Genomic DNA, 24599 nt, shown 5'->3' with positions numbered 1-24599 from the left:
TCCACGTGAGTGAAAACACCACCAAACCTAAACGAGAAATTCTGTTTACCCTGATCTCCGTGATGATCGCCGTTGCGGTGGGACTGACAGGCGTTGAGTTCGCTCTGGGCTACCTGTCGAAACAGGCCGTCGCCAGTGAAAAAATGGACCCGGGACTTCTGCAATACGACGCCGAGTTAGGGTGGCGATTGGGGCGAAGCTGGAGCGGAACTCACGAGCACCAGGACTTCAAGGTGCATTATCAGACCAATCCTTTGGGGCTGCGCACGCCGGTTTCCACTTTGTCGGCGGATAAAAAAGTGGCGGTGGTAGGCGATAGCTTCGTATTTGGACTGGGGGTCAATGATGGCGAGACCTTTACGGACCTGTTGAACGAGCGCAGTTCCGAGTGGCGCTTCGCCAATTTTGGAACGCCGGGTTATAGCACCGACCAGGAGTTGCTGCTGTACCGGGATTTGGTGAGCAAATTCAAACCGACCAAGACATTATTGGTGGTCTATCTGGGCAATGATCTGCTGGACAATCGCCTCGCGTATCCCTTGCAGGCGATCTACGGCAAACCCTTCTTTGCGTTGAACGGCGGTGAACTGGAGCTGCAAAATACGCCTGTACCGCAAGCGCCGAAGCCGGCTGGGTATCCTTATACATTCACCAGTGAAATGACCCGCGGACTGCCGGAAGCCCCCTGGAAAAGTAGTCTGCGCGCCCTGCATATCGGTCAGCGGTTGTTGGCTTTGATGGATGATCCTGAGCAATACCGCTCACACTTCGCCAAGAAATTCGAACCGGACTTGCAACTGATGCAGGCTCTGGTGAGCGCAATGCGTAAAGAGGCGGAAACTGTCGGCGAAGGGGATAACGCATTCATGGTCGCGTTGTTGCCGGGACGTTCTTATATTGCTCAAACCCGGTCTTTGCCTGCTTATTATCAGGAGTTTGTTCGCGGGGCTCTGAAGCAACGATTTGAAGAGATGGGCATACCGGTTTTGGATGTGGCGGAGGAACTGAGCGCGCAGGCGCAACAGGACGGTGGGGACTGGTATCATCCAAATGAAGGGCACTTCACTCCCGCCGGCCATAAGGTGGTCGCGGACATACTCTGGAAAAGCCTGCAGGGGCGGTTGCAATAACCAACAAGGTAATGGGCTGTGTAACATTAAGCTTTAGGCGGCCCGGTCCTTTGTCTGTTTACTTATTAACCTTGCTGCGTATAATGGGCCCCGAATTTGGGAGGAGAAATTTATGTCCGTTGAGCAGTTTGAAAATCTGAGCCTGGTGGTTTTAATTTCGGTGTTGGTCGGTTTCATGGCCTTCATCATTTACGATTTGGCGAAGCGTTCCAAAGCAGGCAAGTTCGGTACTTTTATCCTGTTCACTGCATTGGGACTGGGTGTCCTGGGCTTTGTGATCAAAACCGTTTTGGTTGAAGTGTTGAACGTCTAGTCGTCACAGATTTGCAAAAAAGCCGCCCCGGAGTGATCCGTGGCGGCTTTTTTAATGCTCCTGCAATCTGCTTTTCTGGACAAGAAGCGTGCAGAGTGGAGGTGGGTTAACAGGATTCCCGCACTACCAGCTGCGCTGTCAGCAAACGATTATTGCTGGTGTCTCCTTTCAGAACCGCCTGTGCGGCCAGACGCCCTTTGGCGACGCTGGGCTGATGGACTGTCGTCAGGCTGGGGCGCCAGTGCGCGGCGTCGGGAATATCGTCGAATCCAACGACTTTGACGTCGTCGGGAACTTTGAAGCCCAGGTCCAGACTGGCCTGGATCGCGGCTAAAGCGAGACGGTCGCTCATGCACAGTAGAATGCGCGGACGTGGACTCGTGGACAAGGCTTCGCGGGCAGCCTGATAACCGTTCTGGAAGTTGCTGTCGGGGGTGTGCCAGATCATATCAGGCCGAATGTGTCGGTCCATGGCCTCTGCGGCGGCAAGATAACCGTTGAGGCGGCGTCTTGAAATCGATATCTCATCCCCAAACATCTCGGCGTCTTTAATGCGCCGCACCTCATTCAGGTTAAGCAGGCGCAGACCAATAATGGCAGCTTCGCCATCTGAGCGCTTAAAGGCATGCTCCGCGCTTTCACGAGCGCCGCTGAAATTATCCACATTGATGGAAGCATGGCTCTCACCCAGATCGAAGTCGACGGTGATCAGCGTTTTCTGTTGCTGGAGAATGCGCTCCACGATGCTTTCGTCATTGGGGCGGCCGTACATGATAAATGCGTCGGGGACCGATTCAATGGAGCGGTGTTTGTAATAATCCGCGCGGGTAGGCAGCAGGAACATGTTGACGCCATTGCTGTCGAACACCTCGGCGACGCCTTGCAGAAACTGGCTGGCGACCGGATCGGTAAAGTTAAAATGCAATCGGTCCGCCACCATAACGCCAATAATGCCGCTGGTGCCGCGACGCAGGCTGGCGGCTGTGGCGTTAGGGCCGTTGTAGCCCAGTCGCAAACATTCTTTGAGGATATGGCTCCTCAACTTGGCCGATAGTTGGTCCGGCCGGTTATAAGCGTTGGATATGGTCGCGGTTGATACACCCAGCTCCGACGCCACATCTTTCAAGGTCAATTTCTTCACTGTTGCTCCTTGTTATTCGTCGCCGTCGTTCGGCAGGTTTTATTAAACATTCCACTTCCTTGTATGTTGATGAGTCCGGTTCGGCCCCTCGTGAGGGCATTCGGATAAATAGAGGGTCCTGTCGCACAAGGGGTACAGCGCGACATGGCGGCATAGGGAGTCTAATTGGCTGGAAATTTATGTCCACTAATTTTGCGGCAAAAATTAGGTATTTTTACGTAAAAAGTGAAAGTGTAGCGTAGTTTATGCAGACAAACTTGTATTGTAGAAAAATTGTTAACAAGTGTTCACTTTTCTGTGAGGCTAAATATAATGCGCATCCCTTTTATATTCCCCTCGCTTCCGAGGGTGTTTTAGTCGTTGTGGGTACATTCCCTTAAGGTAGTTTAATGAAGTCTTTTGTTGTAAATGCACTGGCTGTTGCAGCCTTGTCCGTTTCCTGTATGTCTGTTCAAGCGGAAGAAGTTCAAGATTCCCGTAGCCTGTATTTTGCTCTTACTGGCGGTTTTWCTTTTGGCGGTGACGAGTTCGTACAGTCTGGCACTCTTGACGGTGTTGATGAGCTGGAAGCTGGCGGATTGGTAAATCTGGGGGTAGGCGCGTACTGGAAATCAAAGTCTCAGCCTCTGGCGGCTCAGGTAACCCTGAATTACCATTTTGACTATGCAGATGAAAATGATGTCGAAGCGACTTTTGACCGGATGCCTGTTGAAGCTGTTCTCTACTACACCGGTGTAGATAAGTGGCGTTTTGGCGCAGGCGTGCGCTATGTGGCCAGCCCTGAGTTAACTGCCGAGTATAAGAGCAACAAGTTTACTGCTGACTTGGACTCCAATATTGGATTTGTTGCTGAGGCAGGCTACTTCCTTTCTTCTACCGTTATACTGAATTTCCGGGCGGTAGCGGAAAAATATGACGTAGAATCATTGAATGTAAATGGTTCTCATCTTGACATTCCTTCCAGTGCGTATAAGAAGGATATCAGCGGCAACCACGTTGGCGTGAACCTGGTCGCGCTGTTCTAATTAGCCGCAAGCGAACTCTCGTGTGTAAGAGCCTCCCACCGCAAGGTTGGAGGCTTTTCTTTTATATAGGGGCTGGGCTGTCCGCCTGCGCTTATTATCCTTCTCTTTACTTTTCCCGTCTCAACTCGACTATAAGTCCAATTCAGGGCAGGTTGTAGTCCATCAATACCATTTTTGTTGACCAATAAGACCACTTTTTCTTCCAGATAAACCTAGTGATCCTCCGCCTGCAACTTTTGGCGTGATACGGACACTAACGCCGAACGATTGAAAAATAAGGCTTTGTCACGGTGTGCAATCGTTCACACAAATTGACTAGGCTCTTGGGCGGATTGTCTTGGCAGGGGGAATCCCTACACTGGTATGCGCCTTGGTACGTCGCATGCATACCTGTTAGAAAAAACAGAAGACGCCAGTTAAGCAAATTAAATACCAAAAAACTACCATATTGGAATATAGGAACTAGTTATCACTTTTGTGGTATCTAAATGGTATTTTTAAATTGACTGAAAGTCTCAAATAGGTATTATCTGGTATATGAAAGCATTTCCTTGCGCTTTTTTGTGATTTGCCGCTTACGGATATTGTGAGGAATACATAGGGCAATGCGACCTGATTTTCGGAGAGAAAAAGGAAAATTTAAAAGAGGTTCCGAAAAAGGGGCGACTGTGAAGTCCGGGTTGGATTGCGTTATGAAAGCGCTTTCGTTCAGTGATGGGTTGTGTAGCGTCGGCTGATGGGCGAACGGGAGAAAAGCTCTGGTTGATGAGGCTTCATAGATGAAGTCTGCGCCGGAGTTGCGCCGATTGTGATCGTTAAGATGGCGAACGGACTTTTCCTACTTCTAATAACGAATCGATAACCTTAGGACGATCCTATGTATATGGACAAAAAACACAGCAAATCCGGCTTTATGAAGACCGCGCTCTGTGCGGGCCTCATCGCCGCATCCCAGGCCTCCTGGGGCGTTGAATGCAGTCAGGTGTCCGGCGCCTGGCAGGATGGCGGAAATTACTCCGCCGGTCAGTATGTCACTTTTAACTCCGGCATTTACTCCGCTTTAGTAAACCACACCGCTCATCTGGGCGCTGGCTGGACGCCGGCGGTCGGTTCGTTGTGGCGTTATGAAGAGCCTGATCATTGTGATGGCGGTGGCGACACCGGTGGAGATAACGGCGGAGACACTGGCGGCGATAATGGAGGCGACACCGGCGGTGACAATGGAGGAGACACCGGTGGCGATACTGGCGGTGATAACGGCGGCGACACTGGAGGAGATAACGGTGGCGATACCGGCGGCAACAACAACGGCGGCGATGATTGCGACGCCAGCGCGCCAGCCTGGAGTTCCTCCACGGTTTATACCCAAGGTAAGGAAGTCTTCCATAAAGGCGCTGTTTACAAGGCCAAATGGTGGACGCAAGGCGATGAGCCCGGCGCCAGTGAATGGGGCCCATGGGAATTGGTAGACGCGTCCGGTTGCCCTGGCGATGGCGGGGATAACGGAGGCGACGACGGCGGTGACAATGGCGACGGTGGAGATAACGGAGACGGCGGGGATAATGGCTCCGATGATCCGATCGACACCACCGGCTGGCCTAAGCCGTTGATGGAGAACAACAAGCCCTATCAGAACACCACAGGCAGCGTTGTCGGCACTTACTTTGTGGAGTGGGGCGTCTATGGCCGCAACTTCCCGGTAGAGAAAATTCCGGCGCAAAACCTGACTCACCTGTTGTATGCCTTCATCGCCGTGTGCGGACCTAACGAATCACTGCGCGAGGCGAACCCGCAAGGCCACTCTGTGTTGATGAATGAGTGTAGCGATCAGCCTGATTACACAGTCACTATCCACGACCGCTTCGCCGCGCTTGAGAAGAGCTATCCCGGTGACAAGTGGGATGACCCCATGCGCGGTAACTTCGGCCAGTTGAGACGTCTGAAGAAAACCAATCCCGACATCAAGATCCTGCCTTCCATTGGCGGCTGGACGTTGTCTGATCCGTTCTTCTACTTCGCCAACGACGCGCAGAAGCGTGCGGTGTTCGTTAGCTCCGTGGTCGACTTCCTGAAGACTTATAAGTTCTTCGACGGCGTCGATATTGACTGGGAATACCCTGGCGGCGGCGGAGCCAACACCGGTCTGGGCTCTCCGCAGGATCGCGATGGCTACGCTGAGTTGATGCATGACCTGCGCACTGCGCTGGATAAGCTGGAAGCGGAAACAGGCAAAGACTACCAGTTAACTTCGGCGGTAGGTTCCGCGCCAAGCAAGATTGACGCTGTGAACTACTCCAACGCAGTACAGTACATGGATTACGTCTTCGCTATGACCTACGACTACTACGGCGGCTGGAACAATCAATTAGGTCATCAGACTGGCCTGTACGCAGGCGATCATGAGATCCATGAAGGCTTCAGCTCCGACGCCACCATCAATAACCTGATGAGCGCAGGCGTGCCGGCCAACAAACTGGTGCTGGGCGCGGCCATGTACGGACGCGGCTGGAAAGGCGTGACCGGCGGTTCAGAGACTGATCCATTCGCAGGAACTGGTGGCGGCAAGCACGCAGGCACCTGGGAAGACGGCGTGTTGGATTACCGCGCTATCGAGCAGAAGTTCCTGGGCGGCGCCAACGGCCAGGGCATCGATGGCTACAAGTATTTCTACGATGAAAAGGCGGAAGCGCCCTTCTTGTGGAACTTCTCCAACGGCTCGTTGATCACCTTCGATAACGCCCGTTCGGCCAAAGCCAAAGGCGAATATGCGCGCGACAAAGGTCTCGCTGGCGTATTCACATGGGAAGTCGATGCGGATAACGGAAATATCCTCAACGCCGTTCATGAAGGCTTGGGGCATCCGCAACAGTAGCCCTTGTTGGGGGTAGAATCGGCACTACCCCCTTTTTTTAGTACAGAAGGTTTTTGCTACTGACGATTTTGACTAGTGACGATTTTGACCAGTGATGGTTATAGCAAGTAGGGAAGGCTGTAGGTAATTCGTCACTGACTTGGATCAAGTAGTAGCCGTAACGCTAAACCGGATGGGCTAAGCCCCCATCCGGTTTCCAAAGCACAGCGATGAGATCGCGTGCGGTAATCAACATTTTTTCGGATAAACACTAAACCGGCATTGACTGCCTTTGTCCAACGAGTGAAAAATGAAAACGCTTTCATGCAAAAGAGTGGTAAGTCAGCGCATTTTTCCTTTTGGAAGAGCTGAAGTGTCTATCCGAAAAAGTGCTCTGGTTTCTCCATTCAAAAAACCAATAAATAAGGAGAACTCGATGAACAAGAAACACTGGCCGGCTTCCGCGCTAATGACGGCGTCCATCGTCGTCGCGGGTTGCGGCAGTTTCGCCGCCAATGCGGAGATTCCGGAAGGGGTCTATCAGATCAAATCCAAAAAAAGCGGCTTATGTCTGGACGTGTGGAGCGGCTCCACGCAGCAAGCTGCGCGTATCGTTCAATGGCAGTGCCATGACGGCAATAACCAGCGCTGGAAAATTACGCCTGCAGGCGGCGGTAACTACCGGTTGCTGGCTATGCATAGCGGGCTGGCGATGGATGTGGAGTCCGCCTCCACCGCCAATGGCGCCGGGCTGCAGCAATGGCCGGATAACGGCTCCGGGGCGCAGCGCTTCAAATTTGAAGATCTCGGTAATAATGAATTCCGCATTATCAATAGCGGCAGCGGCAAATCCCTGGATATCGAGGAAGCCAGCGTCGAGCCGGGCGTCAGGTTGCAACAGTGGGACTGGAACAGCGGCGATCATCAGCGTTTCTATCTGATGACGGACGGCGGACCCACGCCTCCTGGCGCGCCCATTCCCGGCAAGATTGAAGCCGAGGATTACAGCGCATTCTCCGACACTACGCCAGGCAACACTGGCGGCGGTTATCGTCAGGACGATGTGGACATCGAAGCGACGGCGGATCAGGACGGCGGATTTAATGTCGGCTGGACGGCTCCAGGCGAGTACCTGCGTTATAACCTGAACGCCGGCGAATCCGGCGAATATAAAGTCACTTTACGTGTCGCTTCCATTTACGCTGGTAAACAGGTGGTTGTGAAGCTTGACGGCGCGGACATCAGCGGCGCGCTGGCGGTCCCCAACACCGGCGGTTGGCAGAACTGGGCGGATATCAGCTTCAATGCGAACCTGTCATCTGGAGCGCATCAGTTGGAAGTCGCCTTCCTGACTGACGGCATTAACCTGAATTACATCAATTTCGCCAAAGGCGGCGATCCTACTGATCCCACCGATCCGCCCGGGTGGACGCTGGTATGGCGGGATGAATTCAACGGCGACAGCCTTGACCTGGGCAAGTGGGAGCACGAAGTCAACGGCAATGGCGGTGGCAACAATGAGCTGCAGTATTACACCGCGCGTCCGCAAAACTCCTGGGTGTCCGGCGGCAAGCTGCACATTCAGGCGCTGAAAGAGCGCTACACCGGACCCGAAGGAACTCGTGACTACACCTCCGCCCGTTTACGCACGCTTAACAAGGGCGACTGGAAATACGGCCGCTTTGAAATCCGCGCCAAGCTGCCATGGGGGCAGGGCATGTGGCCAGCTATCTGGATGTTGCCGACAGACTGGGTTTATGGCGGCTGGGCGGCCAGCGGCGAGATCGACATCATGGAGGCGGTCAACCTGAAAGGGGCGGGCGGCAATGAAATCTACGGCACGCTCCACTATGGCGGCGAATGGCCCAACAATACTCACACTGGCGATCACATGGCGCCTTCCTCCAGCGTGGTGGATCAATTCCATACCTACGCACTGGAATGGGAAGAAAACGAAATTCGCTGGTATATCGACGGCGTGCATTATCAGACGCAAACCGACTGGTACTCCACCGCTGCGCCTTATCCTGCGCCGTATAACCAACGCTTCCATATGATTCTGAACCTTGCCGTGGGCGGTAACTGGCCAGGCAATCCGAATGGATCAACTGTATTCCCGCAGTCGATGGAAGTGGATTACGTGAGGGTGTACCGCAAAAACTGAGGAAAGCGATTTTCCTCAGTATGGACCGATTAAGACAGTATCTCGTTAACAACAAGAAAGCCCCCGCCGCGACTTCAGTCGCCGGCGGGGCTAAAACCGCGGCCCGCCTGTTTGCAGTTAGGGTTGGTCGGCACAGCGTTCGGCACTGAATAGATAACAACAATGTGTAACAACGCAACGCCTCCAAGGGCATATAAAGGAGAACGTTCTTATGACATACCGAGGAAATCAAACCCGCTTGAAGCGTTTATCTCTGTGTGTGGCCATGCTGGCCGCAATGCAGGCGCAAAACGCGGCGGCGGAAACTCTGCATACCGCTGCGGCGCCCACTGGTTTTGATGCTCAGCAGTCGGCGCAGACGGTGTCGGAATTGGGGGTGACCTGGCAGGTGACGGACAATTTGCAGGACAGCTATAACAGCTTCCTGGCGGATTTGACCATTCATAACCGCGGCGCCACGGATCTGGAAGCGTCCGGGTGGACCATCTATTTCAACTTTGTGCGCGATGTGCTGGCGGTGACGCCGTCGGATCAATTCAATGTCGAGCACATCAACGGCGATTTTTTCAAACTCACTCCGGCGGCGGGCTTCACCGGCCTGAAAGCGGGAGAGTCTCTCAAGATTCAACTCAAAGCCAGCTTCTGGGCGATCAGTAAGTCCGACGCCCCGGCTGGCTTTTATATCGTTAAGAACGACGGCGCCGGCGGCCAGAGCGTTGAGGCGATCACTGACGTGACGCTGGGCGCGCAAACTACGCCGGAGCAAACGCAACGCTTTGATGGCGACAATATGCCGTTGGACACGGCGGAAGTGCGCTTTGAGCGCAACCGCCAATATCTGGCGGCGGCGCAAACTGGCCCAACGTTATTGCCGACGCCGGCGTCCATGACTGTGAATGAGGCGGAGAGCCTCACAGTTGCGGCGCCTTTCAAACTCTACTTCGACCGCCGTTTCATGCGTGAAGGACGTTATCTGCAAAGCCAGCTTCAAGCGCTGGGCGTGCCGGTGGAAGTGGTGCGTCGCTGCACCGACGCGGCCAACGCCATCTGTTTGCAAGGCGCGCAAAGTCATGGGCGTCCTGGCTCCGATGAAAGCTATCAGTTGAGCACCAGCGCGGCTTCCGGCGTACGCATCGCGGCGGACTCTCCTACTGGTATGTTCTATGGCGTGCAATCGCTGCTGGGCCTGCTTCCTCTGGAAACCTACCAGGGCGGCGGATTGCCTGTGCGTCTGCCGGTGGTGGAAATTTCCGACGCGCCGCGTTTTTCGTACCGGGGCATGCATCTGGATGTGGCGAGACATTTCAGCCAGCCCGAAAGCGTCAAAAAGCTTATCGACGTCATGGCGCTGTACAAACTGAACAAACTGCATCTGCACCTTTCCGATGATGAAGGCTGGCGCCTGGAGATTCCCGGCCTGCCTGAGTTGACCTCCGTCGGCGGTAAACGGGGACATTCCGAGAACGAGCTGGATAATCTGGTTCCCTCATTCGGCTCAGGGCCCTTTGCGGACAGCAATAATGGCTCCGGGTACTTCTCCCGTCAGCAATATGTTGAGTTGCTGCGTTACGCGGCTGAGCGTCATATCGAAGTGGTGCCGGAGTTCGATCTGCCTGGGCACGCCAGAGCGGCGATCAAATCCATGGAATCCCGCGCCAAGCAGTTCGCCGACGCGGGTAAGCCCTATCAGGGCAGAAACTTCCTGTTGAGCGATCCTGAGGACAAGTCGGAATACAAGTCTGTGCAGGGCTGGAAGGACAACGTCGTGAACCCTTGTATGCCAACCACTTACTTCTTCATCGACAAAGTGGTCGGCGAGGTGTCGCGCATGTATCGGCAGGCCGGCTTGCGCATGCCCGCTTTCCATGTGGGGGCGGATGAAGTGCCGGCGGGCGTCTGGAAGAAATCTCCCGCCTGTACCCGTATGTTCGGTTCAGAGGAATTGAGCGCGGACGACGTGGAGATGCTGAACCGCTTCTTCAACGCCACCGTGACCGGCATCGTCGCCGCCCACGGAACCAAGATCGCCGGCTGGGAAGAACTGGCGTTCATGCATGAAGACGGCGGTAAAGTGGTCAACCCGCATTTTGTCGGCGGCATCATGATTCCCTATGTGTGGAACAACGTGTGGGGCTGGGGCACGGAGGACAACGCCTACAAGCTGGCTAACGCCGGTTACCCGGTGGTGTTGGCCAACGCCACCAACCTGTACTTCGACCTGGCCTACCAGAAAGACCCGGAAGAACCCGGTTATTACTGGGCCGGTTTTGTGGACACCCGTCGCGTGTATGAATTCACGCCGATGGATGTATTCAAAGCCGCGTGGGTGGATCGCATGGGCAACCCGTTGACGGACGATATGTGGAACGACCGCACCCGTCTGGCGGCGGATAAACAGGACATGATTCTCGGCGTGCAGGGCGAACTGTGGAGCGAGAACGTGAAAACAGAAGCTGACCTGTTCTATCTGGCGCTGCCCAAGTTGCTGGGACTGGCGGAGAGGGGCTGGTCGCCGCAACCGGATTGGGCCAACGAAGCGGATCAGGCGCAACGTCTGAGCGGGCTGAATCAAGCCTGGAGCGGATTCGCCGCGCGGGTCGGCGCCTATGACCTCAAGCGTCTGGACAGCTGGAACGGCGGTTATGACTTCCGCGTGCCGCCTCCCGGCGCCAAGGTGGCTGACGGCATGCTGGAAGCGAACTTGTCCTTCCCTGGCCTGGAGATCCGTTACACCCTGGACGGCTCCGAGCCAACAACCGAATCGCCACTGTATGACGGGCCTGTCGCCGTCAGCGGCGGCGTTAAACTGAAAACATTTACCCCTTCGGGTCGCGCCAGCCGCACAGTGGAGCTGAATTAGCCGCGGATTGGTAATTCTTGACCTACACTCCGGAGTTTTTGCTGGGAACTCCGGGGTGTCTTTTTGTCACTTGCGCAGACTTCTATTCAGGCGGACAATGCCTTTTCCGGATCAATGACATGCTGCAGTAGGAGTACGAATAGGGCGCTGTATTCGGATACACGCAACCCTGCCACGGAGGTCCTATGAGCAAGCAAGTGAAACCCATCCCTGATGGCTATCATTCCGTCACTTCCTATCTGATTGTCAAAGGCGCCGCTGACGCGCTGGCGTTTTATAAGCGTGCTTTTGATGCTGAAGAAATCATGCGTATGAATGGCCCACATGGCTCCATTGGGCATGCGGAAATAAAGATTGGCGATTCCCGCGTCATGCTTTCCGATGAGTGCCCCGAAATGAAATTCGTTGGCCCGCAAACGCTGGGCGGAAGCCCCGTCGCACTGATGTTGTACGTACCAGATGTGGACGCTACCTTCGCCAGGGCGATAGCCGCCGGCGCCAAAGAGCGGTTAAAGGTAGAAGACAAATTCTACGGTGATCGCAGCGGCAGTCTTGAGGACCCTTTTGGCCATGTCTGGCATATCGCCACTCATATTGAAGATGTCAGTGAACAAGAACTGGCGGAGCGGGCGAAGAAATTCATGGAAAGCCAAAGCTGACGCACATAAGGACGCATGCCGGAGTCCTCGTGTCATGGATTCCGGCTGCTTCTCACTTCTTTTCCTGTCTATCCCTGTCGCCCCTTGTTACCTCCCCTCCAATCACTTCGGATGTTAGTTCTGGTAAGCGGGGCTTGACTCGTCGCACTGACCTAAAGTCGTGTTTTTATTCACTGATGGACGTGGTTTTATCGAAGTCTCAGCGTGGTGGACGGTCATGCGCATGACCTGCGTCTGCGACGGGACTTATCGAATCAGAAGGAAAACGCGAGATGAAAATAGCCATACTGGGCGGTGGAGTCGCTGGCGTCAGCACGGCGATTGCGCTCACGCAAAAGGGTTTTGACGTGGCGATATACGAGCGTCGTTCAGCGCCAACGGATGTCGGCGCGGGCATTGTGATATGGCCAAACGCAGCCTATGTGCTCGATCAGCTTGACGTTCTGAATGACATGGCTGCGTTATCCGGACGCCCCACGCATATGCGTAGACTTTCTCTCCACGGCGAGGAACTTGGCTCCATGGATATTCTCGATATCAATCGGCGCATGGGCTATCCCAGCCTGTCTGTATTGCGGCGGGATCTGCAAAGGGTTTTGCTGGCGAAGCTCGATGCGTTGGGATTCGAAATTCGCTATGGCCATGCGGTAGCGGATATTGAACAAGAGGGCCGGGACAGGAGCTGCATCCGCTTCGGAAATGGCGCGCAGGCGATGGCTGATGTGGTTATCGGCGCCGAAGGGCGTATGGACTCCCCATCAAGGCGCTACGTGCATGGCGACAGTCGGCCGGTATACCAGGGTTTTATCAACTGGGTTGGGGTTTATGAAGCGCAAGAGGATGTCTTCACTGATATGGCGGTGCGTGATTACTGGGGCGTGGGGGAACGTTTCGGCATTGTGCCGGTCAGCAAGCGGACGGCGTATTGGGCGGGAGCGATAGTCAGCAAGTCCATAGAGAAGAGCAATCTGGAGCTGTACAAAAAGGAGCTGCTATCGGTCTTCTCCGCGTGGCCGTCGCCTGTCGCCAAGGTCATTGAAGAGACCCCCATTGAGAGCATTCATAAGGTCTATGTGCATGACCATGATCCTATCGGGTTATGGCATAAACGCAATGTGATCGTCATTGGCGATGCCGCCCATGCGCCGCTGCCTACGTCTGGGCAAGGCGCCTGTCAGGCATTGGAGGACGCCTGGCATTTGGCGAACTGTCTGCAAGAAAATCCCCGCGACCTGGATGCGGCGTTTACGGCTTTCACCGCTCTGCGCTCGGAAAAGACGGCGGATATCATTCGGGCGGGGCGCTCCCTGGCCGCAGCGCTGTTTAATACGGACGCATCCTTTTGCGAGGCGAGAAACGCCAGCAGCAAAAGTTCAAACTTTGCAGAGATCGCCAAAGGGATGGCGCAGTTTTGGGGGCGTGGTCTGCCTTTGAATGCGTAGCTTGCGCCGCCGCATGCCGGGCCCCTGAGGGCCCTGAAGAATGGATCGCAGCTCGGTATTTCAGGTAAAACTTAGCTGTTCTCGATACGGAAGCCGACTTTCAGGCTGACTTGAAAGTGGCCGACTTCGCCGTTGACGATATGGCCGCGGGTTTCCGTGACTTCGAACCATTCGAGGTGCTTGATGGTGCGGGAGCACTCCCGAATGGCGTTCTGAATGGCTTCATCAATGCTGTTCTTGGATGAACCGACCACTTCCACTTTCTTGTAGGTATGATGATCTGACATGTGAACTCTCCTTTGTTTCTATGACGGACGCTCCTTCGTCAGTGTAGCAAGAAATGTCCTTGCTTAAATGTCGTCGTCGGAGCGGTTTGCTTCCGCCTGCTCGGACATCTTCATCATCAGCGCCATGTTAAGATCACGGTCGAAGTTCTCGCAGCAGGCTTCCGTGCGGATTTTGCACTGACCGCTCTCGGACTCGTAATTCAATTCGTAGCCGGTTTTTTCGCCGTGCTCGGAGCAGACCATGTCGCCCAAGGTCTCCTGGTAGGCGTTGACCAGGAAGTCTTCCGCCGCGCTTCTGTCTTCATCCTGACGAAACTCTTCAACGCTGACTTCCACGCCGTCCACTTTGTACTTAACGTTGCTCATAATTCTGAAACCCTTTGATGTTGTGGGCTGCAAGGATAAACCCTAAGCGCTCCGGTTTGAAGGCTTGATCATGGCGAGGGGAGAGAGTGATAAATAGGAGAGAGAAGGGGTGAGGGCGCGCGCCACTCAAGGTGACGAGGTTTCTTCGGGAGGCGAGTCCAGATGGATAACCCTGCGTTGCGACAAGTTCAATTCGGCAAGGTCTTCTCCCCAGTATTTCTCTATTAAACGGTCTATCAAACCGCTGCTGCGCGCGCGATTCATGCTGTCCGTCATCGCGTCCACATGGGACTGGGCGTCGTGAGAAAGGTAGAAATAGAAGTCGCTTTGATATTGCAGCAACAAGTTTTTTTCAATGTCCAGGCCGGGATATTTGTGTGACTCGCGGATAATTTCGTTCGCTCCACGGGGGAAGTAATCAATGCCGCGATTTCCCTGCGCTAGCGGGCGAAATGCTGCGGTCCAGTCGCCGTCAAAGATCATCACCGGCAAGCGGTTATGCTCCCAGACGCGTCGGTCGTACCAAGCCTTACCAATTGCCGCCACTTTGTTCAGGTTGCGAAAATCCTCCAGGTCGCGAACCTGATCATAAATAGCCTGACGACCTTCCGGGATCAGCATAATCCGCTTGCTGATCAAGCCATTGGTGATAGGGACCGGCACCCGGACGTGGTGATTGTCGCGCTCCGCTGTGGGAAGCATCCAGGCGATGGTGACGTCGCCTTTGTCCAACATCTGAATGACGCGTTTTTGCGGGAATGGCTGAGAGGTGATGATTTCGTACTCGTAGCCGGCCTGCGACAGTGCGCTTTCTATTAGCTCCCTATAGTAAGCGCCGTCTTTGCCAGCTTCGACGAAATGAGCGACCTTGAGCTTAACGGTTTCTTTTTGAGCCCAGGCCGGCGCAGACGAGATAGCGGTCAGCAGACAGATCAGTCCGGCCAGGTAGCGCTGCGTTAGAAAAAGTATGTGAGTCAATCAATATGCCTCTAAGCGTCAATACCGGGACCCTCCTTGACAACATCCCTTGCTGGCGGCTGGATCAGGGACTGGCGACTCCCTCAGACTATTGTGAATGAAGGAGGAGTCAGTCACTGGTAGACACAGAGAATACTGCGCATCTATTAAGTTTAGCAGGTGATGGGAATATTTCCGGGTGGTGAACTACGCGGGGTGCGCAGCGTAGGGTGCGTAGCGATAGTATTTGGGCGTGACGCAGATGCGCGCGTGAAGCCAGGACACCCCAAGGCCGGCGGTGCTGAGCCAGACGGGCTGCTCGCCAATACGCGCCAGCGTCTCTCGGGCCAGGTATATCCAGAAAGCATCCACCTGTTGTGGCGGCGCATTGCGGATAAAGCGGGCCAGATGAGCGTAGTCGCACTGTTTTGTCTGCGGCCGAGGCGCCACCAGACGGGCGTCGCCGCCCAGATTGTTGAATGCGGCCACCAGATCGGACTGACGAGAGGCGCGAAACGGCTTGGCGAAAGGCCGCCAGTCCGGCTGCAGACGTGTGAGCGGGCCGCTGTTGATCAAGACAAACTCACAAGCCTGGCTCTCATTGGCGCTGGATAAAGGCGGCGATTCCCAGAAATAGCCGGAACTGTCGGCGGAGGCGAAAATCGAATTGAAGAACGCTCGGAACGCTGGATTCTCCTCCAGAAGCTGTAAGGCTTCGAGATAGCTGAGCGGGGTTCCTTGATGAAACAGGGCATACCGACAGCCATCATAGTGTGCGAGTCGAGTGGCTTCTACGCTGAAATCCGCCATGAGAGTGGGGGGCCTAAGTGGGATACAAGGGCGCGGGCTCACCCTGGTTATTGGACTCGGCTTTGATCGCCTGCTCGCTGCTCGCCACCAGCTTCAGCGCCAACTCGCTTAAATCCGCATTGGCGGCATGGGCGTTCGGCCCATACAAATCGCGCTGCAGCTGGTTGAGCGGCTCCCGACTGAGTTCGCGCAGCTGATTGAGCACATGGTGAGCATAGCGCTGTTCCAGGGAGGCTTGCTGCAGCCAGCGGGTATACAGGTCCACGAACTTGACGACATCGCTTTTCGCCAGCTTCTTCAACTGATTCAACTCGATATGCTGAGCGCCTTGGCGCGGATGCTCCCGCATGACAGGTTTGGCGATAGTCGGCTTTCTCCACCAAGCGTATAAAGTGGCCAGCCAGGCGATCAGCAGCAGCCCGGATAGGGTGGGCCAAAATACGCCAGAGTCTGACGGGACGGAAGTGGGCGTGGACAACGGTTCAGGCGTTGAGTCCAGGCTTAAGTCGGTTTTGTCGTCCGCCAGCGTTGTCTGCGACGGTGCGGCAGGCGTATTGACGACGGCGGATTGAGCGCCGGGCAATACAGTAATGGTGCGTTCCGGCAGCGTCGCTACGCGCTCCACATCATTGGTCACGTCCCACCATGGAATGCTGACGGCGGGCAGGGTGTAGGTTCCCGGCTTGATCGCCACCAGGGCCTGGGTTTCCTTGCGCTGGCCGGTGACGCCCGCCGCGTGCTCTTCCGTATCTATACTTTCAGGCTCTGGATAGACTTTTACGCCGTCCGCACTGACGCTATCGAGAGGAGGAATCTGTACGCCTTCGATGCCCAGCGCCTGCACGCTGATGGTTCGGGTTAAGGAGTCGCCGACTTTGATTTCCCGCGCCGGATCACTCCACACGTCACGGATGCTCAGGCTTTGCGCCGGCACCCATTGTTTGCCGGAAAATGAAGCGGGCGGGGCTTTGACGTCTATCTCCACAGCAGGCGATTTTTCCTCGCTGTAGAAACGGCGACCGATGCGGCGCTGGGCCAGGGTGCCAGTGAAAATCTGCTCGGGGATGGCGATCTTGCCTGCTTTCTGGGGGAAGATAACGTACTGTCGCTCTACAACGCTGAAGCGGCGGGAGCCGACGTAGCGGGTGTATTCTTTTTGCTTGCCCAGCTGTTTGACCAGAATGTCGGGATGGTCAGGGTGGGTCAACTCGCCACGCAGCATATCGTCGCTGTAGAACAGGCGGATGGTGTAAATCAGTTGTTGCTGCACGTAGACGGATTTGTTGTCCACCTCCGCTTCCAGGAAGACGGGTTTTTCTTCCTTCGCTACCGCCTGCTGACTGGTCTCAACCACCTTGATGGCGATCGGCTGAGACTCATTGTCCTTATACTTGACCGCTGGAATCTCCAGATCGCCGCTGCGCTTGGGCAGCAGGGTGTAGACCCAGGTGATGATGGAGTTGTTCTTGTTGTTCTCGATCTGCACCCGATAGCTTTGCTGACGGTCCATGACCTCGAAGTCTTTGTCCAGCTCGCCGACATCCGGCTGTGGTACGGACAAGGTGTTCAAATTGAAGAAATCCAGGGCGGAGTCAACTTCCAGCTTGCTGGTGATCGTCAGCTGCAATGATTCATTCTGTCTGACTTCCTGGCGGTCCACACTGACGTTCAGGCTGTCCTCCGCCCAGGCTCCCAGGCTGAGAACACATAGCATGAGCAGGCATAAAATCCGGTTTACAGGAGTTACCATAGGGGTCTACCGCTGTCTTGTTTGGACGAAGAAGGACGCGAGCCTTGTTGATATTGTTGCAGAAACTTTCTGCGCAGCAGGCCGCCGGGATCGTCAGGTATCCTGCGCAGCCATTGCTCTGTCTGCTGGTCCTTCAATGAAATATTGTCTGATGGGGCGGCGGTTGCATCTTCCGACGGCTCTTTATCCGTGGCGTCTTCAGATTCGCCAACCTTTCCGGCTGTCTGAGCCTCTTTGCCGTCCTCTTTTTTGTCGGCCTCTTGTTGCTCTGCGCTGGCGGCTTTGGAGGCGGCGTCTTTGGGATCAGCCTCGTCTTCTTTGTCCCCGTTTTGCGCCTGTTCTGCATTTTGCTGTTCTTGCGCATCCTGGGCGGAGGAGCCGTCCTGCTTATCCGCATTTTGATTTTGCGGTTGCCGCCGCCCTGGATCTCCGCCTTGCTGGCCCGGTTGCCCTGGGTTGTCCTGATCGGAGGGTTGTCCGTTTTGCTGCTGCGAGTTGGATTGATTCTTTTGCGAATCCGATGAGTTCTGCTGCTGACTCTGTTGTTGGTCCGCGTTCTTTTGATCCGATTGCTGCTGATCTTTATTCTGATCCTGACTGTTCTGTTGCTGCTTTTGCTGTTCCAGAAACTCTTCCAGCCTACGTTTGTTTTCCTCGGCGTCTGACAACTCTGGATCGCGTTTCAAGGCTTCTTCGTAAGCTTTGATCGCCTCTTCGTAGCGCTGCTGATAGGCCAGACTGTTGCCGCGATTGTAATGGGCGTTCGCCGAATCCAGTTTGCCGAACTCCGCTTCCGCTTTAGCATAGTCGCCGGTGCGAAAATAGGCGGCTCCTTTACCCATTGGGCTGTCGTAGGCGTTCGCGGCGTCCTCGTATTGTTTATCCTGGTAGAATTCCCAGCCCCGCTGATTCGGCGTGGACCAGAGGTTCTCCCATTCCACCGCGTGAGAGACTTGCGGTTTCGCCAGCAGGACCAGCAGACACAATGCGACGCCAGCCTGACGATATTGCCAAAGCAGCAGAGGAATCACGATTAACAGCAGGAGGTAGCCGGCGTCATGCCATTGCTCGCCTTGCAGCGTGCTGTCCTCATTGGCGTCTTTGAAATGCGTGGAATTGGCGTTGGGCAGTAAACGACGCAAATCGGCGTTGTCCAGCGTCATTTTGCTGAAGCGGTCGCCGGGGCGTCCCGTAATTTCGCGCATCAACGCAAAGTTCGGTTTGGCCACGACGACCTGGTCGCCCTGTTTGATAAAGCCCCGGTTGGGAATAGGGATCGGACCGCCGTCATCGGTGCCGACGCCCAGGACGGAAATGGATACGCCGGCTTTGCTGAGCTGGTCATTGATCGGCTGCACATCCACTTCCTCAACGCCGTCCGTGATCAACAGAATACGGGCGTTAGCGGCGCCTGCCTGCTTGATGACGCTCAAGGCGGATTCAATACCCGCGGCGGCGTTGCTGCCCATTTCCGGCATGATAAACGGGTCCAGCGCAGGCAGCATGGCGCGCAGCGTATTGCCGTCTTCGGTTAACGGCGCCACGACATGGCCGCTGCCGGAAAACGCCACCAGTGCGGTTTGTCCTTCCTTACGGGCGTCAAGCAGATCATAGACTTTCTGTCTGGCGCGGGTCAGGCGATTGGGCGTCAGGTCGGTCGCCAGCATGGAAAGGGATAAATCCAGAGTGACTACCAACGCTTCTTGTTTCAGCGTGACTGGCGTTTCCTGTTTCGACCAGGTGGGGCCGGCCAATGCGACGACGGATAAAACCAGAATCAGCGGCCACAACCAGAAGCTGCTGCGTTTTACTGTTTGCGGGGGCGTCTCGCTCAGCGCGGCGAGAAACTCCGGCGGTAATAAGGTGTGCCAGGAGTTTTGCCCGTTTCTGCGACGACGCATAAGAAACAGCAGCGCCAGTAACGCCGGCGCCAGCAATAACAGAGCGGGGCGTAGGAAGTGAAATTGCGTCAAAAACTCCATCATGGCGCCTCCTCCAGCTGCGTCGGCGCGCTCCGGCGAGTCAATCCGGCGAGGGCGGGCGCCAGCCAGCAAATTGACAACAGGGCGAGCGCGGCCAATAAGGGCGCCCAATACCACTCTGTTTTAGGACGGAAGAAACGCTGCTGCTGTTTGATCGGCTCCAATTGGTTGATGGATTCGTAGATCTGCTCTAATTCCCCGGTATTGCGGGCGCGGAAGTATTTACCGCCAGTCTGGTCGGCGATGCTTTGCAGCAGGGTTTCGTCCAGGTCGGCGGAAGGGTTTTCCTTGCGGTAGCCGAAGATGCCGCGGCGAATGATTTCGTCTGCGCCAACGCCGACGGTATAGATTTTAATGCCGGCTTCAGCGGCCAGTTTGGCGGCTTGTTCGGGGGAGACTTCGCCGCCGGTGTTGGCGCCGTCGGTCAGCAGCACCAGCACTCGGGAGTCGGCGGGACGCTCCCGCAGGCGCTTGATTCCCAGTCCAATAGCGTCCCCAATGGCGGTGGCGTTGCCAGCGATGCCCAGGGTGGCTTCATTCAGCAGTTCGCCTACGGTAATCAGGTCGTAGGTCAGCGGCGCCTGAATGTAAGGCTGGGCGCCGAACAGAATCAATCCCAGACGATCCCCCTGACGGACCTGGATAAAGTCGGTGACCACGGACTTCACCACGTCCAGCCGGGTGGCTTGATAGCCTTTCAACTGCAAATCGGTTTCCTGCATGCTGGGAGAGATATCCACCGCCAGCATGAGATCGCGGGCTTCGTAGTCCATGGGGATGGGCTCGCCCTGCCATTGCGGCCGGCAAACCGCGAGCACCAACAAGGCCCAGGCGAGGACTTGTAGTATCGCGCTCCAGCGGCCGCTGGGCGCATTGCTTGAACCGGCATCGGCGCCTTCCAGCACCAGCGCGGCCTGTTGATAGAAGGGAACCCGCAACGCCAGATTGCGTCCTTCTTCATTCTTATGGCGCTTTTTCATTAACCAGGGAAGGGGGAGCGCCAGCAACAACCATGGCCAGGCGAGGGTCAGCACCGCAGCCTCCTTATCCAGCGTTGCGCAGCTTTGTAGGCGGCGTCTGGGGGCAGGTCTGGGCGCGGGCTGTACAGGCTTCGCAGATAGGCGTCGATATGGCTATGCTGACCTGCGGGCAGACGTTGCTTCAGGAAAGCTCCCCAGGCGTCGCCGGAGAGCGGCAGAGCGGCTTGCAGGCCCAAGGTGCGGCAATGACGCTTCAGTACGAGATTGACGTTGGCGAGAAAATCGCCGGGACGACCATGGTCATTGAATTCGCGCCAGTGTTGTTCCAGTACGGTCAGCGAGGCTTTGGTTCGCTTGTGGCGGCGATACAGCCATAGTCCAAGCCAGATGAGCCCCAACAGGGCGAAAAAACACTCCAGAATGACGAACCACCATCCCCAGGGCAACGGCCACCAGCCGGAAGGGGAGGGCTCCATGATATCCAGCAACTGTAAGGATTGCGTCGGGTCCATCAGGCGGCTCCTCGTGCGCCGTTGGAAAACTGCAGCTGGTGCAGCTTCTCCGCTGGATCATCCCAGGTGGAGAGGCGGGCACAGGCCAACCCGATTGACGCGAGCTCCTGCAGCAACTGGTTTTGCCATTGCTCGTATTCATTTTTCAGACGCTGGGACAGGCGCTCGTTGCGGGTGTCCAGATCCAGGTGGGCGCTTCCGTCGGTAATGCGAAAGTTGCCGGGCGGCAGGGTCTGCTCCAACGGGTCAAATACCTGAAACGGCAATACCTGGCTGTGTCGGCGCAGATCGAACAGCAGATTTTTGCTGGTGGCGTCGAACTGGCGCCAGTCGGAAATAATAAAGCATTGGCTGCCGGGACGGGCGATACGGCGCAACTCCAGCAGCGCATCGTTAAAACTGAATCTGGCTTCGCTCTGCTGCAGGCTCAGCGCCTGATTGAACGAGTTGACGCACTCCAGAATACGCAGCGCCTGACGGGGATGCCGGGAGGGTTTCAATGCTTGATGTCCCAAATGAGAGAACACCAGTCCGCCAATACGATCGCCTTGCGCCAGACCGGCCCAGGCCAATAGAGAAGCGATTTCCGCCGCCAGCACAGATTTGAAGGCGCGACGGCTGCCGAAAAACAGACTGATGGACTGATCCACCAGAATCAGTATCGGACGCTCAACTTCCTCGTGAAAAACTTTGGTGAACGGGCGACTGCGGCGGGCGGTGACTTTCCAGTCAATGGAGCGGGGATCGTCGCCTTCCTGATAAGGACGATATTCGGCGAAATCCATACCGCGCCCGCGAAAGCGCGACAAATGCGCCCCCGCCTGCTGCTGCAGTTTGCGCGGATCAAAGCGCAAGCTGAGTCGGGCGGCGGCGATGCGCAGTTGAATGAGTTCATCCAATTGGCAGTAAACGCGATGTTGATTCATTGTGTCCTGTGGGCGCTGCAGGATTATTGTCAGGGAACGGGAACTTGCTCCAGCAAACGGGCGATGACTTTGTCTGTCGATACCCCTTCCGCTTCCGCTTTGAAGCTGGTGATCAGACGGTGGCGCAGAACGTCGAAGGCCATCGCCTGCACGTCTTCAGGGGCCACGAAATCTTTGCCGTTCAGCCAGGCGTGCGCGCGGGCGCATCGATCCAGGGCGATGGTGGCGCGGGGGCTGCCGCCGTACTCAAGCCATTCCGCCAGCTTGGCGTCGTATTTTTCGGGGAAACGGGTCGCCATGATGATCTGAACGATGTACTGCTCGACAGAGTCGGCCATATAGACGTTCAATACTTCTTTGCGAGCCTGGAAAATGGCTTCCTGCTCCAGAGGTTGAGTCTCTTTGACTTTAGGCCCCGCCGCCTCATGGCGAGCCAGACGCAAAATGTTCAGCTCGGACTCTGAGTCCGGGTAATTAATGCGGACATGCAACAGAAAACGGTCCAGCTGCGCTTCCGGCAATGGATAGGTGCCTTCCTGCTCGATGGGGTTCTGCGTGGCCATGACCATAAACAGGCCGTTTAACGGATAACTGCGTCCGCTCACGGTAACCTGTCGCTCCGCCATGGCCTCCAGCAGCGCGCTTTGCACTTTGGCGGGGGCGCGGTTGATCTCATCCGCCAGCACCAGGTTGTGAAAAATCGGGCCTTTACGGAACTCAAAGTTCCCGGTCTCCGGACGATAAATGTCGGAGCCGGTGATGTCCGCGGGCAGTAAATCGGGAGTGAACTGAATGCGCTGGAAGTCGCCTTCAATATTGGAAGCCAGTTCTTTGATTGCTTTGGTCTTGGCGAGACCGGGCGCCCCTTCGACCAATAAGTGGCCGTCAGCGAGCAGAGATATCAGCAACCGATCGAGCAGGTGCGACTGTCCGATAATGGATTCACTGAGTTGGTTCTTTAGATCGAGAAGAGTGGCCTGTAAGGACATGCTTAACCTAATACCAGTGTTTGCGTTGTTCTTCCAAAAACGTCAACAAACCCTCGACGCATCCGCCGGAGGTTCCGGGCCTGTAGCGGGCTTAAGATGTTAGGAAACTCGGCTGCAGGCGTCCAGCGCCAACGTGAAAGCATTCTGCAATAATTAACTTTGTTTCGTTATTAATTATTCGTCATAACAATAAACTATCGGTGCGACCCCAGCCGTCGTTCTCAAGCGACAAGCGAGTTGCGCATTGAGAAACCAAAGCTGCCTAACTCTCATGTTTTCAAAGTGCGTGCTGTAGAATACTGATTCAAGGGTGGTTAAGATTTTTTAACCTTGATTAAGCCAGAGTGGCGCAGCTACCCACTTTTGATATGCGCGTTGGAGTTGTTCGTGGAAATCAAAGAAACAAGGGCTGAACGCTATTACGAACGGCAGCCAATCTTCAGTAAGTCCGTTTTCTTAATCTCTGCGATATTTTTCCTGTTCGGCGGAGCTTTCGTCGACAAGTCGCTCCTAGATGAGTATTGGGCGGCGGCTCTTATCCTGGCTATGGTTAGTGTGCTGGCGTGTATTGAGATAGAGCGTCGCGAAAAGACCCGTTGGGTAGAGGTCGTCTTGTTAAAGTACGATGGCGACCAGCTTGTATTTGAGCAGAAAGATGGGTTTCAGACACGAACTGTTGAGGTTGTATTGGAGAGGGTGAAAAAGATTACCTACGGGAAAAAGTTCATCTGCTTTGAAGGCGCGTACCCATACTCAAAGTATGTGGATATCCAGAAAAGTCTTCGGCCTCATGTAGGGCAATTAATTGAGAGTATCCGGGCTGCGCGACCTGATATTCATTTCGAATCGCAGTAGTAGTTGGAATAGTAGTTGTTAACGGCGGATGTATGAAAATTGAAAGATGGAGAAAAGTGGCCTCTGAAGAGACGTCTTTGTGGCTGGAAAAAATAGCGCTTGGGGCTGTGTGGCTATTGATTTTTACATCCGGCCATAACTTATGGAGTCCCTATCCGGTGCTGGGTCTGTTGGCCATTTTGCTTGGATTGGGCGCGCTTTGGCGTATTGCGCGACGAACCCAATATCGCTGGGTGTTGGACGCATTGTTGTCGTATGACGGGGATAGGGTGGTGTTTAATCTTTGTCCTGAACGTAAAGGGGCGCATCCTATAGAGGTTTTTATCTCTAAGGTCGAGTTGATACGTTACAGCCGTACTTTTGTGTATTTTGAAGGCGTCTACCCCTATGCAAAGGAAGCTCCCTTCGCCAAAAAATTCCTGCCTCATATCAAAACGCTGATCGGTAAAATACAGGCGTCATATCCAAATATTAAAGTCGAAGAGGTCTGATAACGCGGCGGTTAAATGGGGTGGTTAAAATCCGTTCTTTTTCCTGCGTGTTATTGCCTAGGTATTTCCACTTATCGCAAAGGCGGCGCAGGGGCGCTTTTCCACAAAG

21 protein-coding genes are annotated in these 24599 nt (G+C 55.2%); 10 read left to right on the top strand and 11 right to left on the bottom strand.

Features of this window, described 5'->3' with window-relative positions; genetic code table 11:
* The first annotated feature begins 5 nt into the window (after window positions 1–5).
* The gene (locus KP814_RS16650) at window positions 6–1130 is read left to right on the top strand and encodes an SGNH/GDSL hydrolase family protein (protein ID WP_216737800.1); all 1125 of its coding nucleotides are present in this window, start codon (window positions 6–8) and stop codon (window positions 1128–1130) included.
* A gap of 112 nt (window positions 1131–1242) precedes the next feature.
* A complete protein-coding gene (locus KP814_RS16645; RefSeq protein ID WP_127969420.1) occupies window positions 1243–1443 on the top strand; it encodes a DUF2788 domain-containing protein in 201 nt (66 codons plus the stop codon).
* A gap of 106 nt (window positions 1444–1549) precedes the next feature.
* Here KP814_RS16645 and KP814_RS16640 read toward each other — a convergent pair whose 3' ends face one another.
* Window positions 1550–2584 carry a LacI family DNA-binding transcriptional regulator gene (locus KP814_RS16640; protein ID WP_216737799.1) on the bottom strand — a complete coding sequence of 345 codons (1035 nt, stop codon included), beginning with the start codon at window positions 2582–2584 and terminating at the stop codon, window positions 1550–1552.
* Between the two features lie 389 nt (window positions 2585–2973).
* Between KP814_RS16640 and KP814_RS16635 the strand changes: the two genes are divergently transcribed.
* The 6 genes from KP814_RS16635 (at window position 2974) to KP814_RS16610 (ending at window position 13585) form a co-directional block, all read left to right on the top strand.
* The gene (locus KP814_RS16635; protein WP_216737798.1) at window positions 2974–3609 is read left to right on the top strand and encodes a hypothetical protein; all 636 of its coding nucleotides are present in this window, start codon (window positions 2974–2976) and stop codon (window positions 3607–3609) included.
* A gap of 877 nt (window positions 3610–4486) precedes the next feature.
* Window positions 4487–6481 carry a glycosyl hydrolase family 18 protein gene (locus KP814_RS33255; RefSeq protein WP_216737797.1) on the top strand — a complete coding sequence of 665 codons (1995 nt, stop codon included), beginning with the start codon at window positions 4487–4489 and terminating at the stop codon, window positions 6479–6481.
* Window positions 6482–6896: 415 nt separating this feature from the next.
* Complete coding sequence (locus KP814_RS16625; protein ID WP_216737796.1) at window positions 6897–8624, top strand: RICIN domain-containing protein; 1728 nt, start codon at window positions 6897–6899, stop codon at window positions 8622–8624.
* 211 nt (window positions 8625–8835) lie between these two features.
* A complete protein-coding gene (locus KP814_RS16620) occupies window positions 8836–11484 on the top strand; it encodes a family 20 glycosylhydrolase (RefSeq protein ID WP_216737795.1) in 2649 nt (882 codons plus the stop codon).
* 185 nt (window positions 11485–11669) lie between these two features.
* Entirely contained in the window at window positions 11670–12143 is a 474-nt protein-coding gene (locus tag KP814_RS16615) for a VOC family protein (protein WP_216737794.1), read from the top strand.
* 272 nt (window positions 12144–12415) lie between these two features.
* The gene (locus tag KP814_RS16610) at window positions 12416–13585 is read left to right on the top strand and encodes an FAD-dependent oxidoreductase (RefSeq protein WP_216737793.1); all 1170 of its coding nucleotides are present in this window, start codon (window positions 12416–12418) and stop codon (window positions 13583–13585) included.
* A gap of 71 nt (window positions 13586–13656) precedes the next feature.
* On the opposite strand, the gene KP814_RS16605 is transcribed toward KP814_RS16610, so the two are convergent.
* From KP814_RS16605 to KP814_RS16560, 10 genes are all read right to left on the bottom strand, one after another.
* Entirely contained in the window at window positions 13657–13872 is a 216-nt protein-coding gene (locus KP814_RS16605) for a dodecin (RefSeq protein WP_127969428.1), read from the bottom strand.
* 63 nt (window positions 13873–13935) lie between these two features.
* Window positions 13936–14238 carry a hypothetical protein gene (locus tag KP814_RS16600; protein WP_216737792.1) on the bottom strand — a complete coding sequence of 101 codons (303 nt, stop codon included), beginning with the start codon at window positions 14236–14238 and terminating at the stop codon, window positions 13936–13938.
* A 126-nt stretch (window positions 14239–14364) separates the two neighbouring features.
* The gene (locus KP814_RS16595; protein WP_216737791.1) at window positions 14365–15216 is read right to left on the bottom strand and encodes an ABC transporter substrate-binding protein; all 852 of its coding nucleotides are present in this window, start codon (window positions 15214–15216) and stop codon (window positions 14365–14367) included.
* Between the two features lie 186 nt (window positions 15217–15402).
* On the bottom strand, window positions 15403–16005 hold the full coding sequence (locus KP814_RS16590) for a hypothetical protein (protein ID WP_216737790.1): 603 nt from the start codon (window positions 16003–16005) through the stop codon (window positions 15403–15405).
* A 13-nt stretch (window positions 16006–16018) separates the two neighbouring features.
* Window positions 16019–17755: a BatD family protein gene (locus KP814_RS16585; RefSeq protein ID WP_216737789.1), complete on the bottom strand. Its 1737-nt coding sequence runs from the start codon at window positions 17753–17755 to the stop codon at window positions 16019–16021.
* Complete coding sequence (locus KP814_RS16580) at window positions 17749–19740, bottom strand: VWA domain-containing protein (RefSeq protein WP_216737788.1); 1992 nt, start codon at window positions 19738–19740, stop codon at window positions 17749–17751. Before KP814_RS16580 ends, KP814_RS16585 begins: the two co-directional genes overlap by 7 nt.
* Window positions 19737–20771: a VWA domain-containing protein gene (locus KP814_RS16575; RefSeq protein WP_216737787.1), complete on the bottom strand. Its 1035-nt coding sequence runs from the start codon at window positions 20769–20771 to the stop codon at window positions 19737–19739. The genes KP814_RS16580 and KP814_RS16575 overlap by 4 nt, the downstream gene beginning before the upstream one ends.
* On the bottom strand, window positions 20765–21229 hold the full coding sequence (locus KP814_RS16570; protein WP_216737786.1) for a DUF4381 domain-containing protein: 465 nt from the start codon (window positions 21227–21229) through the stop codon (window positions 20765–20767). Before KP814_RS16570 ends, KP814_RS16575 begins: the two co-directional genes overlap by 7 nt.
* Window positions 21229–22155 (bottom strand): DUF58 domain-containing protein, encoded by a 927-nt coding sequence (locus KP814_RS16565; RefSeq protein ID WP_216737785.1) that lies wholly within the window; start codon window positions 22153–22155, stop codon window positions 21229–21231. Before KP814_RS16565 ends, KP814_RS16570 begins: the two co-directional genes overlap by 1 nt.
* Window positions 22156–22184: 29 nt before the next feature.
* On the bottom strand, window positions 22185–23144 hold the full coding sequence (locus tag KP814_RS16560) for a MoxR family ATPase (protein ID WP_216737784.1): 960 nt from the start codon (window positions 23142–23144) through the stop codon (window positions 22185–22187).
* 387 nt (window positions 23145–23531) lie between these two features.
* Between KP814_RS16560 and KP814_RS16555 the strand changes: the two genes are divergently transcribed.
* Together KP814_RS16555 and KP814_RS16550 are read left to right on the top strand one after the other, a co-directional pair.
* The gene (locus KP814_RS16555; protein WP_216737783.1) at window positions 23532–23999 is read left to right on the top strand and encodes a hypothetical protein; all 468 of its coding nucleotides are present in this window, start codon (window positions 23532–23534) and stop codon (window positions 23997–23999) included.
* Between the two features lie 77 nt (window positions 24000–24076).
* Window positions 24077–24490 carry a hypothetical protein gene (locus tag KP814_RS16550; protein WP_216737782.1) on the top strand — a complete coding sequence of 138 codons (414 nt, stop codon included), beginning with the start codon at window positions 24077–24079 and terminating at the stop codon, window positions 24488–24490.
* The last annotated feature ends 109 nt before the right edge of the window (window positions 24491–24599 follow it).

The sequence above is a fragment of the Hahella sp. HN01 genome (assembly GCF_018986435.1).
GTDB lineage: Bacteria > Pseudomonadota > Gammaproteobacteria > Pseudomonadales > Oleiphilaceae > Hahella.
The sequence above is the reverse complement of the archived record's forward strand: the minus strand, read 5'-3'. Positions and strand labels throughout refer to the sequence as shown.

Excerpts from the sequence above, each read along its gene's own strand:
- KP814_RS16590 (WP_216737790.1), bottom strand. The coding sequence starts at position 16,005 with ATGGCGGATTTCAGCGTAGAAGCCACTCGACTCGCACACTATGATGGC.
- KP814_RS16620 (WP_216737795.1), top strand. The coding sequence starts at position 8,836 with ATGACATACCGAGGAAATCAAACCCGCTTGAAGCGTTTATCTCTGTGT.
- KP814_RS16605 (WP_127969428.1), bottom strand. The coding sequence starts at position 13,872 with ATGTCAGATCATCATACCTACAAGAAAGTGGAAGTGGTCGGTTCATCC.
- KP814_RS16615 (WP_216737794.1), top strand. The coding sequence starts at position 11,670 with ATGAGCAAGCAAGTGAAACCCATCCCTGATGGCTATCATTCCGTCACT.
- KP814_RS16565 (WP_216737785.1), bottom strand. The coding sequence starts at position 22,155 with ATGAATCAACATCGCGTTTACTGCCAATTGGATGAACTCATTCAACTG.
- KP814_RS33255 (WP_216737797.1), top strand. The coding sequence starts at position 4,487 with ATGTATATGGACAAAAAACACAGCAAATCCGGCTTTATGAAGACCGCG.
- KP814_RS16570 (WP_216737786.1), bottom strand. The coding sequence starts at position 21,229 with ATGGACCCGACGCAATCCTTACAGTTGCTGGATATCATGGAGCCCTCC.
- KP814_RS16600 (WP_216737792.1), bottom strand. The coding sequence starts at position 14,238 with ATGAGCAACGTTAAGTACAAAGTGGACGGCGTGGAAGTCAGCGTTGAA.
- KP814_RS16580 (WP_216737788.1), bottom strand. The coding sequence starts at position 19,740 with ATGATGGAGTTTTTGACGCAATTTCACTTCCTACGCCCCGCTCTGTTA.
- KP814_RS16625 (WP_216737796.1), top strand. The coding sequence starts at position 6,897 with ATGAACAAGAAACACTGGCCGGCTTCCGCGCTAATGACGGCGTCCATC.
- KP814_RS16560 (WP_216737784.1), bottom strand. The coding sequence starts at position 23,144 with ATGTCCTTACAGGCCACTCTTCTCGATCTAAAGAACCAACTCAGTGAA.
- KP814_RS16585 (WP_216737789.1), bottom strand. The coding sequence starts at position 17,755 with ATGGTAACTCCTGTAAACCGGATTTTATGCCTGCTCATGCTATGTGTT.
- KP814_RS16610 (WP_216737793.1), top strand. The coding sequence starts at position 12,416 with ATGAAAATAGCCATACTGGGCGGTGGAGTCGCTGGCGTCAGCACGGCG.
- KP814_RS16645 (WP_127969420.1), top strand. The coding sequence starts at position 1,243 with ATGTCCGTTGAGCAGTTTGAAAATCTGAGCCTGGTGGTTTTAATTTCG.